Source organism: Streptomyces carpinensis, from assembly GCF_002154505.1.
In the GTDB taxonomy this organism is placed as follows: domain Bacteria; phylum Actinomycetota; class Actinomycetes; order Streptomycetales; family Streptomycetaceae; genus Streptomyces; species Streptomyces carpinensis.
In genome coordinates this window covers 1-12,102 of record NZ_MUBM01000235.1, presented here as the reverse complement: position 1 = coordinate 12,102, position 12,102 = coordinate 1, and the positions used below count along the sequence as shown (strand labels likewise).

Below are 12,102 nucleotides of genomic sequence, written 5' to 3'. Positions count from 1 at the left end.
GAGGTAGTGCCGGCGGCGTCAGTCGGACAGCCGCTCGCCGGTCGAGGTCGAGAACACGTGGGTCTCGCCCGCCCGCGGCACGACGTGCAGCGTGGAGCCCTTCTCCGGGACCGAACGGCTGCTGACGCGGACGACCAGGTCCTTCCGCTCGCCGCCGACCTCGACCGTGCCGTAGACGTACCCGTCGGCGCCGGTCTCCTCGACGACGTTCACCGAGACCGCGAGGCCGGCCGGCGCGTCGGTGCTCTCCTTGGAGAGGGAGGCCGCGGCGCCGCCGCCCAGCTCGACCACGTCGAAGTGCTCGGGGCGCACGCCCACGGTCACCGTGCGGTCACCCTTGTCGGCGGCGGCCTTGAGCGCGTCCCGGTTGACCGGCACCACGCTGTTGCCGAACTTCACACCGCCGTCGGTGATCGGCACCTCGATCAGGTTCATGGCGGGGGAGCCGATGAAGCCGGCGACGAAGAGGTTGGCCGGCTTGTCGTACATGTTGCGCGGCGAGTCGACCTGCTGGAGCAGACCGTCCTTGAGGACCGCCACCCGGTCGCCCATCGTCATGGCCTCGACCTGGTCGTGGGTGACGTAGACGGTGGTGATGCCGAGGCGGCGCTGCAGCGAGGCGATCTGCGTACGGGTGGACACGCGGAGCTTGGCGTCCAGGTTGGACAGCGGCTCGTCCATGAGGAACACCTGCGGCTCACGCACGATCGCGCGGCCCATGGCGACACGCTGACGCTGACCACCGGAGAGCGCCTTCGGCTTGCGGTCCAGGTACTCGGTCAGGTCGAGGATCTTCGCGGCCTCCTCGACCTTCTGCCGGATCTCCGCCTTGTTGACGCCGGCGATCTTGAGCGCGAAGCCCATGTTGTCGGCGACCGTCATGTGCGGGTAGAGCGCGTAGTTCTGGAACACCATGGCGATGTCCCGGTCCTTCGGCGGCAGATGGGTGACGTCGCGGTCACCGATACGGATGGCGCCGGCGTTGACGTCCTCGAGCCCCGCGAGCATCCGCAGCGAGGTGGACTTGCCGCAGCCGGACGGGCCGACCAGGACGAGGAATTCGCCGTCCGCGATGTCGATTTCGAGTGCGTCGACGGCGGGCTTGTCGGAACCCGGGTAGATCCGGGTCGCCTTGTCGAACTGGACAGTGGCCATGGTGAATGGGCCCCCTTCTACCGGCAGGAACGTGCCGGACGATCCGTTGTAGGAAGGTGGTTCCACTACGGGTGGTTCCGCGTGGTTCTGTTGTGGTGTAGTCCACACAGGTGAACTGGCACAGGACGGTACCTGGCGTTCACCTGATCTGTCAGCACTTGAACGGCTGTGAACTTCGCGGAAATTTTCGACGGGGCCGCACCGGGACGTGGGTACACTGCACAGACACGCACGCGGTACGAGCGTGCACGCCTCCTTAGCTCAGCTGGTCAGAGCGCCGCTCTTGTAAAGCGAAGGTCGTCGGTTCGAATCCGACAGGGGGCTCTCCCGCTGAACAGCGCAAACGCCCCGGCCGGTGATCGGTCCGGGGCGTTTGACATCTACAGGTGACATCAACCGGGGCGGTCACTCACGATCGAGGCGCCGCCTGAGCAGGCGATCCATGTGACCGATGGCCTCGCGCCGTGTGTCCGACGTCACGTACGTGTAGACGTCCATCGCGATGCTGATCTGGCTGTGACCCAGGATCTCCATCACCACGCGGGGTACCACGCCCGCTACGGTGAGGAGCGTGGCGCAGCCCTGCCGGGCGTCGAGCAGTGGGCGAGGGCCCTCCGGCTCGGTGTGGATCGCCACATCCGCACCGGCGACCAAGAAGGCCTGCGTGCCGCACCGCTGACCGAGATCCCGGGGGTGCCGCCCCCTGTGTGGCACCCCCGGCCGCTACGGCAACCGCTTCTCGTAGTTCTTGTCCTTGTCGGAGTCGTAGACCAGCTTGCCGTCGGCGCCATAACCCTTGATACGCGGGGCCACGGTGACCTGCTGGTTCAGGACGCCGGAGGCGACGAACCAGCCGTGGTCCAGGGCTGCCTGGCTGGTAGCGCCGCCGTAGGAGACGGTCACCCGGGCCACTGATGGCTTGACGGTGCCGATGACACCCCATCGGAACGGCAGCTTCCAGTTGCCGCGGTCGATGAACGACTGCTGGTAGAGCTTGCCGCCGTTGATGTCGGCGACCACGGGGCCGGCGCCTGGTGGATCGTCGGAGCCCACGCTGGTGTTGAGGCCCTTGGCCTCGCCGTCCTTGATGTTGCAGATCAACCGGGTCTGTTTCGGCTGCTCCTTCACCGCGACGATGTACACGCCATTGCCGGGCGCGTTGGAGTCGCCGGTGCTGTTCATCGCCAGGATGATCCGGTAGTCCTCTGCGGCGCCCAGGTCCGTGTGGAATCTGTCGGGCGGGCCGCCTGTGGGCGACTGGGCGTATGCGAGGCACTTCTGCAGCCCGCCGACGGCATGCCCGAAGGTGATCCCGTCGAGGAGCTGGCCCTCCGTGGCCGGCCGGGCGGGCCCCGACGGCGACGCGGACGGCGTCGGTGTCGGCGTCGCCGATGTCCGCGGCGTGGCGTTGACCGATGGTGTCGACGCCACCGTGTCCCTGCCCGCATCCCCGCCGGCCAGCGCGTACGCCCCTACGGGCATTGCCGCCAGCGTCACCAGAGCCGCCCCGGCTGCCGCCACCCGGCGCCGCCGCTCGACCGTGCCCCGGCGGCGGATCGTCGGATACGGCACCGGCGCCGGCCGGATGGCGTTCGCATCCTCGGCGAGCAGCTCACGCAACTGCTCCTCGAAGTCCTCACTGCTTTCCGTCCCTTGCGGCTCCAGCTCCTCGTTCACCTGCTGCCTCCCTGTCCGGACTCCACGAGCTGCGCGAGTCCCGGATGCGTACGCAACTTCGCCAGCGCCTTGGACGCCTGGCTCTTGACCGTTCCGGGCGAGCAGCCGAGCACCTCGGCGACCTCGGCCTCCGACAGGTCCTCCCAGTAGCGCATGACGACCACCGCCCGCTGCTTCGGCGGCAGTCCGGCCAGCGCCGCGAGCAGGGGGCCTCGCTCCGCGGCCCGCGAGACGGCCTCGTCGTGCCCGGCCACCTCCGGCAGCGACGCGGTCAGAGCCTCCGTGACCCGCCGCTTGCGGAACCGGTCGCTGTTGCAACTGACCAGTATCCGCCGGACGTACGCCTCCGGTCTGTCGCTGCGCGAGACGCGCCGCCATGAGCGGTACGCCTTGGCCAGCGCCGTCTGCGTCAGGTCTTCGGCGTAGTGCACGTCGCCCGTGAGCAGATACGCGGTCCGTACGAGATGGGACCACCGCGCTCTGACGAATTCTTGGAACTCGGCCTCTTGTCTGGCCTGCATCAAGCACCCTCCCTCGCCCTCCAGACCGCGGTTTCGGCGGATTCGGTTGCCCGGGATCCGGTGCCTCGCCGGTCCGCCTCGGTCCACACACCTTCGAGGGCGGCCAGGGCGAAGCCGGGCACGGCGCAGCGGACCGCCCGCCGGTGCGTCGGTTCGAATGCGACAGGGGGCTCTCTCGCTGAACAGCACAAACGCCCCGGCCGGTGATCGGTCCGGGGCGTTCGACATCCACGGGTGACGTCGGTTGCCGATCACGGGTGCGGTAAGACTTTCTCTACTTCATCAAGGGCTCGCTTCGCTCGCCGTCGCTCCCGGCCTCACAAGCTGCAAGCAGTCCGATCGGAGATCCAAGGTGCCGCGCACAGCGCGGCGGCGCCGGTCGGTCGCCGCCGCGCCGCCCCTCCTTGCCTTCGTCACCGGGGCCGCGCGTCGTCGCCCGCCCGCGCCCAGACGGCACAGCCGAGGTCAGAACAGTGCCTCCGGCGGGGGATCGGCCGGCACCGGGAGGAGGGGGCGCCATACCCGACCGCGGGTCCGTAATGGCGTGTGCGGGGAGCTCCCATCCCGTCCACCATCGACCCAGGCAGAGCCGAGCAGACGCGACCCATGGCGTCCAGGTCGTTCGTACAGTGGCGCGCTCCACCTGGACGCCATGGACCACGCCCGCTCCAACATGCGTGTGGGTCGACGGCGGACGGGATGGGAGCTGGGGAGAGTGGTGGGTGAGGAAGTGGGCGGCTAATTAGTCGCGCTTGGGCCAGATCGGGCCCTGGTCGGTCCAGATGACGCCCCTGTTGCGGCACAGGCAGAAGGGGTGACCGATCGGGTCGGTGTAGACCTGCCAGCCGTAGCCGTTTGGGCCGATGAAGTCCTGCCTTAGCGTCGCGCCGAGGTCGAGGACGCGGCGCTGCTCGGACTCGATCTCGTCCACTTCGAAGTCGAGGTGGAACTGCTTGGGGTGCTCGCTGTCGGGCCACTGCGGAGCGCGGTAGTCGTCCACCCGGATGAATGCCAGCTCGATCTCGCCGAACTGGATGCCAGCCCAGTCCTCGGAGCTGCCTTCCTTGATCGGACGGCCCGTCACCTCGGAGTAGAAAGCCGCCAGCTTCATCGTGTCCGGGCAGTCGATAATGAAATCGGTGAGTCGCAGCATCCCGCGATCTTTTCACAAGCTCACACCCGGCTTCGAGACACTAAGCAGCTCCGCTGAGGTGTGGGAACAAAAAGTTCCTGGGGGCTTCGCTTGGGGCTCCGCCGCCGGGGAGGCGGTGGATCAGGTGTTGACTACGCCGGAGGGGCGTAAGGGTTCCCGTCGGACGCCGGTGGGCCACCCCACCGCGCCCTCGGCGGCGGGACAGGAGCCCCGTCCGGGCCACGGTGATCCAGACACCACCTACCGATGCTGCGATCCCAGCTGAGGAACCCGGTGATCTACGAAGCAGGCGGGTACGGCGGCCGCCTGCTTCGTAGATCACGACGGTGCGGCTTCCGAAGAGAGACTCGATCTGGATGGCTTGGACGTTCGACCAGGGGATGGTCCGGCGGCGGAGGTTGTGCACGCCGCCGATGACGTGAGAGTGACCCCGGAGGACCGAGAGATGATCAAAAACTGAGCCATTTACGCTACTACCGTTGCGTAAATATGTGACGCTCTCTACTCTCAATAACGAAACTGCCGTATTGAAATGGCCAGGGTGACGGACCGGCGCCTGGACGAGGAGGAGCAACGCCTGTGACAGCCCCCGTGCGCAGAGGACGTCCCCGCAGCGAGAACGCCGATGTACGGATCCTTGAGGCGGCCCACGAGTTGCTGGTCGAGCGGGGCTACGACCGGTTCGCCATGGACGAGGTGGCGGCCCGCGCCGCGGTGGCCAAGACCACGCTCTACCGGCGGTGGCCCACAAAGGACCATCTGCTCGTCGCTCTCGTCGCCAAGATCCAGGACGAGGTGTCGGTCGCTGACACCGGCGACATCAGGCGCGATCTGAGCGTCTATCTCACTGCCGTCGCGACCGGACTCGACCGGATGCGCCGGGTCGGTCGGGACCTGACGGGGGAGGAGGACCGGTCGGCCGGAGTCGTCGCCGAACTGGTCGCGGCCGCTGCCCGGCACCCCGATGTGGGCGACGTCGTACGGAACCTGTTCGCCCGGCGCAACGCCTTGCCGCTGGCACTGCTCGACCGCGCCCGTGAGCGCGGCGCCCTGGCCCCGGGCACGTCGTCCGAAGTGCTCTTCGATCAACTGGCCGGAGCCCTGTACTACCGGCTCCTGGTCACCGGTGCGCCGATCGGCGCCGACTACGTCGAGGAACTGGTCGGCCAAGTGCTGGCCGGAACCGGTGCCACCCGTCACCCAGAGAGGACCTGACCATGTCTTGCCCTTCTGCCGCGTCTTCAGTGCCAGCCGCATTACTCAGGGCGGCAGTGCAATCCTCCCCGGGTAAGGCCATGCCACGGCCGCGTCAAACGTGGTGGGAGCTCGCCGGCACCTGGGCCGTCCACCGCTTCCATCTCACCCCGGACCGGACCGGTCACACCCACGTGTTGCCCGTGGAGTCCATCGGCGGTGCCAAATCCCGCGCCGCAGGGCTCGTCGCCTTGCCAACCGTTTAGCACCCCGCCCCAAGCTGGATCTCGGCCACCGTCTCCTTGCAAGGAGTGAACGCATGACCTCCCCAACGTCCCATAAGGCTACCCGGAGTTCAGCCTCGGGCCCGGTCCGTGGGGCCTGGGCCCTGCTCGCCGTGTTTCTGCTGGCCTGGACCGTGCTCGAGATGGTCAACCACGGTGGCGGGACGATTCCGCTGGGCATTGTGGGCTTCATCGCTCCTGACCTGACGCTGTTCGTCGGGCCGGCGGGGCCGCACGAACCCGGGCAGCTCCCACGCGGCAAGGTGGCCGCCTACAACCTCGTCCACCGGCCGATCGGCCCAGTTCTGGGGCTCGTCGTCGTCCCCTTCCTGCCGGGCGACGGACCAGGTGCCAACGTGGGGCTGTTCACCTTCGCACTCGGCTGGCTGCTGCACATCGCTTCTGATCGGGCGCTCGGCTACGGACTGCGCACTGCCGACGGCTGGCAGCGCTGAGCGCCGACCGAGCGGCTTCCGCGGCCCCGGACGCAGCGACCGAAGCTCCGCACGACCTCGGGATCACGGTGCCGCACCTCCGACAGTCGCCAACTCTCGGACTCCCCCAGGGAGCTGACCTCACTGTGGCTGCTTGGCCCTGCGCCTGAGGGCTTCGAAGTGATGTCATGGCCGGCTCGTGAATTCGGACGATCATGCTTACAACCAAGGCGCCGCCTGAGGGGTCACACCAGATGATCATTCGCTGATTTTCTGGGGGAAGTCCTTGAAGAGGTTCACCTCGGCGGCGCTCGTCGCCGCCACAGTCGTACTCGGACCCCTGCTCGCACCCGGCACCGCGCAGGCCGCGGACCCCGTCGGCACTATGAACGTCGAAGCGCGTCCTGAGGGCATCGAGGTCATGTCCGTGGGTTCCATGCCCGACTTCGTGGCCCACATCCGGAAGAAGGGCAGCGAGACACCGGTTCAGACCGTCAAGGACTTCACGTACAGCGACTGCTGCGAAAGCAGCGGCGCGGAGGACTATTACCGGTCCGGTCCGTTGAGCCTTGCCGACCTCGGCCTCTACACCGTGGACATCGAGTACACGGGCACCGAGGGCGAACCGATCCTTCACAAGGATGTGGCGCAACTCGACTACCGTGCACTCGCCCTGTTCCGGAACACCACCGTGCCCAAGGCGGTCTCCCTCGACAGCCTGCACACCACCGTCTCCGCCGACCTGGTCGCTCGCGATCCCCGCGACGGAAAGGTCACTCCGCTCGCCGGCAAGCAGGTGACCGTCGCCTTCGGCGGCCGGTCCAAGACGGTCTCGACCGACGCCGCCGGACATCTCGCCGCGCCGGTGGACTTCACGGGTACGGAGAGCTCGGTCCGGATCAGCCTCCAGCACGTCTCCACGGCCAACGGCACGGGCAGCACGATCGTCGACCCCACGGTCGAGCGCCAGCAGGTGAAGATCGCCCTGGATGAAGGCTCCCGCTCGGTGACCGCCCCTTACGGCAACTACGTCACCATCCGCGGAGGCATCACGCGAACCGCCGCGGACGGCACGCAGAAGCCGGTCGCCACGCCGATGAGGCTGACGATCCCCAACACCACAGTGTCCGGGTTCACGAGCGACGCCGCGGGCCGGTTCGCCAAGCCCGCGAGGGTCCTGAAGTCCTCGACCTGGAAGGTCGGCACGAGCTACCAGCAGCCGTGGCTCAACACCTCCACGTCCGCCGACATCAGTGCCACGGTGACGGCGGGAACCGCCTTCACGAACGTCGGCATGAGTATTGATAAGTACCGCAAGGTGTACGCGGGGGGATCCCTCGTCCAGCGCGCCACCTCGGCCGCCCCGGGCCCCGCCACGGTCGAACTCCAGTACTCGGCCGACGGCAGCACCAACTGGACCACCCGTAAGACCGTGGGCACCGTCATCGGCCGGTACTTCAGCATGCCCCCGCTGGAGAACGCGCCCGTCGACGGCTACTGGCGACTGCGGTACGCGGGCAAGCCTGACCTCGCCGGGTCGACCTCGACGCGCTTCCGCCTGACCAAGACCGTGACCACCGTCGCGGGGTTCAACGCGAACCCCGAGCCGGTCCGCCAGGGCCAGTACCTCACCCTCACCGGTACGCTCAAGCAGCGGGCCGCGTCCGCCACGGCCTGGAAGCCGTACGCGGCCCAGACCGTGCGCTTCTACTTCAAGCCCGCCGGGACCGGTACCTCCTACGGCTACATGGGATCGACCACCACCGCCGCCGACGGCAGCTTCAGCCGGAGGTTCACCGCCAAGACGGACGGCACCTGGCAAGCACACTTCTACGACAACGGCACCACGCACTTCGCGAGCAGGAGCCGCGAGGACTACGTCGACGTCACCAGCTGACGAGGCGGCCCGGCTGCTACGGCAGCCGGGCCTTCCTTCCCGCGTCAAAGTGAGCGACAACAGGCGCGGCGGTCCCGGAGTGGCACGGACTCTGGCTTGGGGCCGCGGTCGAGGCGAGCTGGTGAAGGTCCTCGACTCCGACGACATCCTCCCCGCGGGTGCTCTCGCCCGAGACATTGCGATCATGGCTGCCAGAGCGCCGCCGAACCGTGAGTACCGTTCACTGGGCCGAGACCACGACGGTCTTGGCCACCTTGTCGTGCAGCGCCTGGTGATAGGGCTTGTCCCACAGCAACCACAGGACGTTGATCAGCCAGAGGATCCCGAGGACGGACGGGACGAACGCCGGCAGGACGTTGATCGCCCAGAGCGCCCATCCGGCCTCCGCGAGGACCCCCGGCAGGCCGTAGGCCGCAGCGCGCAGCCAGCCAGGCCAGCCGGCCGGGAGCGATCCGTCATGGAGCATGCCGACCTGGATCTTCATCCACTGCTTGCCGAAGGTCCGGCCGCGGGTGGTGAGCAGGTAGCCGTCGTAGCCGATGTACACGAGCCAGAAGATCATGCCCAGCAGCGCGCTCCCCATCAAGCCGAGAGCAGGGTGAATGCGATCGTAGATCCACACAATGAGGTTGGAGGGGACTCCGATGATCATGATGTAGTCGATGATCCGCGCCAGAAGCCGCCGCCACCTGGCCGCCAGCGGCGGCATATCGGTCGGTGGACCGGGTGCGTCAGGTTTCCCCCACAACGGCTCCTCCGGCGGTTCCTCGGAGCCCGGCAGCGGTTGATCGGTACTCATACGTAGATTCAAACGCGGCAGTCCTGACCGCGCATACGCGCAGGTCCGTCAAGGGGCCCGTCCCAGGGCCGGAAGGGCTGTCACGGGGCTGGGCACCGGGCTCGCCTGGGCGGGACGCGGAGTTTGTCAAGATCATTTGAGGGTGTCAAGTCACGGCATTCAGTGGCGTGACGACGCATGACCCGTTCGGGCTTACTCGAAACACGACCTCACCGATCCGGAGTGAGGCTCATCAACCGAAAGAAGGACAGTGTCGTGTTTCGAACGCGTAAGAGGATCGCCAAGGTCGCGGCCATCACCGTAACCGCCGCAGGGACGCTCCTGGGCGTCGGCGCCGCCGCCCAGGCCGCACCCGCCACGACGCACGCGATCCTTCTCCGCATGCTCGGCTTCTCAGCGGACGACAACGGTGGCAACGGCATCGCGGACAAGTCACCGAAGGAGATCCGCCATCAGGCGTACCAAGCCATGCTCAGCGCCAAGTCCGTCCGCATGACGCTGAAGGACACGGGGTCAGACGCCCAGAAAGGCAATGGAGACAGCTCGGCGGACCTCTCGTACGACCAGGCTGGCTGCACCGGCTCGATAGCCATGGGTACCCAGGGCAGCTTCCAGCTCGTCAGGCGCGGCGCGGAAGTATGGGTGAAACCCGACGCTACGTTCTGGAAGACCACGGTCCCCGGCAGCGAGGGCACAGCAGACGCGGGGCGCTTCAAGAACCGGTACATCCACGGCACGACCAGCGACACGATCTTCAAGAAACTGGCCGACGTCTGCACCATCAAGGCCCTCCAGAAGCCCATCGGCAGCGGCGCGCCGTTCACGGACGTCAAGAAGGGCACCGAGACAACGTTCAACGGCATGAAGGCCATCCCGCTGACCGGGAAGGTGGACGGAAGGGCGGCCACGTACTACGTGGCGACGCAGGGCAAGCCATACCTGATCGGGGGCACCCAGAAGGGCAACGGCACCGACCTGACCTTCACCCTGTCGGACTATGACAAGCCGATCCCGTCGGCGACACCGTCCGCCAACGAGTCGGTGGAGGTCTCCCAGCTTCCGGGCGCGTCCTGAGCCCATTGCCCAGAACGCCGCGGTCATCGCGCCGTGTGACTGTGCGCCCGCCGCCCCTGGACGGCCCTGGCCCTGCACTGCGGGCGCCGCGGTCTCAGTTCCGGTCTCAGCCATTGCTTGTTCCGGGAGCGTCTGCCCTTGTTCCCCGGAGTCTGGGACGCCCGCTGAGCAGGCAGGGAACCGACCGTGTGTACGCTCACGGACGCCCCCGGACCAAGATCGGACAACTCGTAATGCGTAGGTCTCGGCTCCCGATGGAGCCGGACGGCAGCCGTTGACGGCGACGAGACCGCACGTTGCCGTCCATCGAGACGCATCCCTGCGAGGTGCAGGGAGGATCTTGTAAAGCGAAGGTCGTCGGTTCGAATCCGACAGGGGGCTCTTCCGCTGAACAGCGCGAACGCCCCAGCCGGTGATCGGTCCGGGGCGTTCGGCATCCACGGGTGGCATCGACCGGGGCGGTCACTCGCGATCGAGGTCCCGTCTGGGCGGGCGATCCATGTGACTGATTGCTTCGCGCTGTGTGTCCGAGGCCATGTGCGTGCAGGTGTCCGTCGCGACGCTGAGCCGGGTGGGGGGCGGGGCGACGGCGCCGGCCTTTGGTGGGCGGATCAGGTGGGTGGGCATCCGAACCAGTTCACCGCGCCGTTGTCGGAGGTGTAGCCGAGGCATCTGATGGTTCTGTTGTGCAGGGTCTTGGTCCGGTCGACCGCTCCGTCCAGCGTGTCCCCCTTGTAGTGCTTCTGTACGAGGGTGTCGATCTCGACGGTGTACCAGCGCTTCTGGTGGGACGGGATGCTGCAGTGATGGGCGGTCAGGTTGCGGCTGGCTCCGTCGCTCCACATGTTCTGTTCGGCGCGGTCGCAGTGCGCCCGTTCGGCGGCGCGGGCGGTGCTGGCGCCGGTGCCGAGCAGGGCCGCCGCGCCCGTGGCCACCGCCGCGGTGACGCCGAGCAGGCGCTGCAGAGTGAGGCTCATCGATTGGTCCTCCTGCCAGGTGTGGTGACGGTCCGGAGTTGCATGGTCACCTTAATGTGATGGTCACACTTATTCGGTGTGTCCGGCCTGTCGGTCGGCGGCGCGGTCCCCCGACCCGGTGACGTCGGTGATCCCAATGCAGCAGCAGCGGCCACGAGGGGCTCCGCACGGCGAAGGCCACCCGCGCCCTGCAGGGCGCGGGTGGCCTTCGCCGTATCGCCGGATCGGCCGGTCAGGCGGTTCTCAGGAGCGTCACCAGGACCTCCCGCAGCATCCCTTCCGGATCGGACACGGCGTCTGCCGCCCGCCATGCCACGAAGCCGTCCGGACGGACCAGCACGGCGCCGTCGGGTGTGACGCCGTGGGTCCGGGCCCAGTCGGGTGCCGTCTCGTCGCCGGTGCCCGGGGTGTCGTAGACCAGCTCGGCTCCGGCATCCGGCCCGATCCGGTACGACTCCAGGCGTACGCCGGCGCCCGTGCCCCCGCCCTCCGCGATGCGCGAGGCGGCCGCGTGCCACCCCGCGCCCGACCGGGCGTCGCTGAGCAGCACGAGTGAGCGCTCGTACAGGTCCAGGCTCGACAGGCGCTCGCCGTCGCGCCGCAGCCACATGTGGGGCGCCCGGCTGCCGGGCTCGCCGGTCAGGCGCATGGCGTCGGGCACCGCCTCCGCGTCGGGGGCGGCGCCGATGACGGCGCCGTGCGGGTAGCGGTAGCCGAGGACGACGTTGAGGATGCCGCCGCGCTTGCCGCCGCCGACGCCGGGGGCGGGGGCGAAGCCGGGGTGGCTGTGCTCGACGGAGCGGGCGGAGGCGCGGGCGCTGGTCGCTGCGGCCACCGGGCGGCGTTCGGTGTCGTAGGTCTCCAGCAGGCCGGGGCCGGCCCAGCCCTCGAGGACGGCGGCGAGCTTCCAGGCGAGGTTGTGGGCGTCCTGGATGCC

The 12,102-nt window shown here is 68.2% G+C and carries 11 protein-coding genes, 1 tRNA gene and 1 pseudogene; 5 read left to right on the top strand and 8 right to left on the bottom strand.

Annotation, left to right across the window (positions count from 1 at the left end):
* Nucleotides 1–18: 18 nt before the first annotated feature.
* Complete coding sequence (locus BZY54_RS29430; protein ID WP_086728372.1) at nucleotides 19–1,155, bottom strand: ABC transporter ATP-binding protein; 1,137 nt, start codon at nucleotides 1,153–1,155, stop codon at nucleotides 19–21.
* Nucleotides 1,156–1,405: 250 nt separating this feature from the next.
* On the opposite strand from BZY54_RS29430, the gene BZY54_RS29425 reads away from it, so the two are divergent.
* Nucleotides 1,406–1,479, top strand: a tRNA-Thr gene (locus BZY54_RS29425).
* An 81-nt stretch (nucleotides 1,480–1,560) separates the two neighbouring features.
* On the opposite strand, the pseudogene BZY54_RS29420 reads toward BZY54_RS29425, so the two are convergent.
* The 4 genes and pseudogenes from BZY54_RS29420 to BZY54_RS29405 form a co-directional block, all read right to left on the bottom strand.
* Nucleotides 1,561–1,755, bottom strand: a pseudogene (locus tag BZY54_RS29420) (site-specific integrase); the annotation flags it as partial.
* Between the two features lie 123 nt (nucleotides 1,756–1,878).
* Nucleotides 1,879–2,832 (bottom strand): hypothetical protein, encoded by a 954-nt coding sequence (locus tag BZY54_RS29415; protein WP_086728371.1) that lies wholly within the window; start codon nucleotides 2,830–2,832, stop codon nucleotides 1,879–1,881.
* On the bottom strand, nucleotides 2,829–3,353 hold the full coding sequence (locus BZY54_RS29410) for a SigE family RNA polymerase sigma factor (protein ID WP_086728370.1): 525 nt from the start codon (nucleotides 3,351–3,353) through the stop codon (nucleotides 2,829–2,831). Before BZY54_RS29410 ends, BZY54_RS29415 begins: the two co-directional genes overlap by 4 nt.
* A gap of 742 nt (nucleotides 3,354–4,095) precedes the next feature.
* Complete coding sequence (locus tag BZY54_RS29405) at nucleotides 4,096–4,506, bottom strand: VOC family protein (RefSeq protein ID WP_086728369.1); 411 nt, start codon at nucleotides 4,504–4,506, stop codon at nucleotides 4,096–4,098.
* Nucleotides 4,507–5,085: 579 nt separating this feature from the next.
* Here BZY54_RS29405 and BZY54_RS29400 point away from each other — a divergent pair.
* The 3 genes from BZY54_RS29400 to BZY54_RS29390 all read left to right on the top strand — a co-directional run bounded on the left by BZY54_RS29400 (nucleotide 5,086) and on the right by BZY54_RS29390 (nucleotide 8,315).
* A complete protein-coding gene (locus BZY54_RS29400) occupies nucleotides 5,086–5,721 on the top strand; it encodes a TetR/AcrR family transcriptional regulator (RefSeq protein WP_086728368.1) in 636 nt (211 codons plus the stop codon).
* 298 nt (nucleotides 5,722–6,019) lie between these two features.
* Nucleotides 6,020–6,439 carry a DUF4260 family protein gene (locus BZY54_RS29395; RefSeq protein WP_086728367.1) on the top strand — a complete coding sequence of 140 codons (420 nt, stop codon included), beginning with the start codon at nucleotides 6,020–6,022 and terminating at the stop codon, nucleotides 6,437–6,439.
* A gap of 265 nt (nucleotides 6,440–6,704) precedes the next feature.
* A complete protein-coding gene (locus tag BZY54_RS29390; RefSeq protein WP_086728366.1) occupies nucleotides 6,705–8,315 on the top strand; it encodes a hypothetical protein in 1,611 nt (536 codons plus the stop codon).
* A gap of 220 nt (nucleotides 8,316–8,535) precedes the next feature.
* Here BZY54_RS29390 and BZY54_RS29385 read toward each other — a convergent pair whose 3' ends face one another.
* Nucleotides 8,536–9,114, bottom strand: a complete 579-nt coding sequence (locus BZY54_RS29385; RefSeq protein WP_086728365.1) for an RDD family protein — start codon at nucleotides 9,112–9,114, stop codon at nucleotides 8,536–8,538.
* A 255-nt stretch (nucleotides 9,115–9,369) separates the two neighbouring features.
* Here BZY54_RS29385 and BZY54_RS29380 point away from each other — a divergent pair, with 255 nt between their 5' ends.
* Nucleotides 9,370–10,188 (top strand): hypothetical protein, encoded by an 819-nt coding sequence (locus tag BZY54_RS29380; protein ID WP_143668147.1) that lies wholly within the window; start codon nucleotides 9,370–9,372, stop codon nucleotides 10,186–10,188.
* 611 nt (nucleotides 10,189–10,799) lie between these two features.
* On the opposite strand, the gene BZY54_RS29375 is transcribed toward BZY54_RS29380, so the two are convergent.
* Both BZY54_RS29375 and BZY54_RS29370 read right to left on the bottom strand, forming a co-directional pair.
* Entirely contained in the window at nucleotides 10,800–11,165 is a 366-nt protein-coding gene (locus BZY54_RS29375) for a hypothetical protein (protein ID WP_086728363.1), read from the bottom strand.
* 232 nt (nucleotides 11,166–11,397) lie between these two features.
* Nucleotides 11,398–12,102, bottom strand: a 705-nt coding sequence (locus BZY54_RS29370) for an aromatic-ring hydroxylase C-terminal domain-containing protein (RefSeq protein WP_208640801.1), incomplete at its 5' end; no start/stop codon positions are given.

Excerpts from the sequence above, each read along its gene's own strand:
- BZY54_RS29430 (WP_086728372.1), bottom strand. The coding sequence starts at position 1,155 with ATGGCCACTGTCCAGTTCGACAAGGCGACCCGGATCTACCCGGGTTCC.
- BZY54_RS29410 (WP_086728370.1), bottom strand. The coding sequence starts at position 3,353 with ATGCAGGCCAGACAAGAGGCCGAGTTCCAAGAATTCGTCAGAGCGCGG.
- BZY54_RS29405 (WP_086728369.1), bottom strand. The coding sequence starts at position 4,506 with ATGCTGCGACTCACCGATTTCATTATCGACTGCCCGGACACGATGAAG.
- BZY54_RS29395 (WP_086728367.1), top strand. The coding sequence starts at position 6,020 with ATGACCTCCCCAACGTCCCATAAGGCTACCCGGAGTTCAGCCTCGGGC.
- BZY54_RS29385 (WP_086728365.1), bottom strand. The coding sequence starts at position 9,114 with ATGAGTACCGATCAACCGCTGCCGGGCTCCGAGGAACCGCCGGAGGAG.
- BZY54_RS29375 (WP_086728363.1), bottom strand. The coding sequence starts at position 11,165 with ATGAGCCTCACTCTGCAGCGCCTGCTCGGCGTCACCGCGGCGGTGGCC.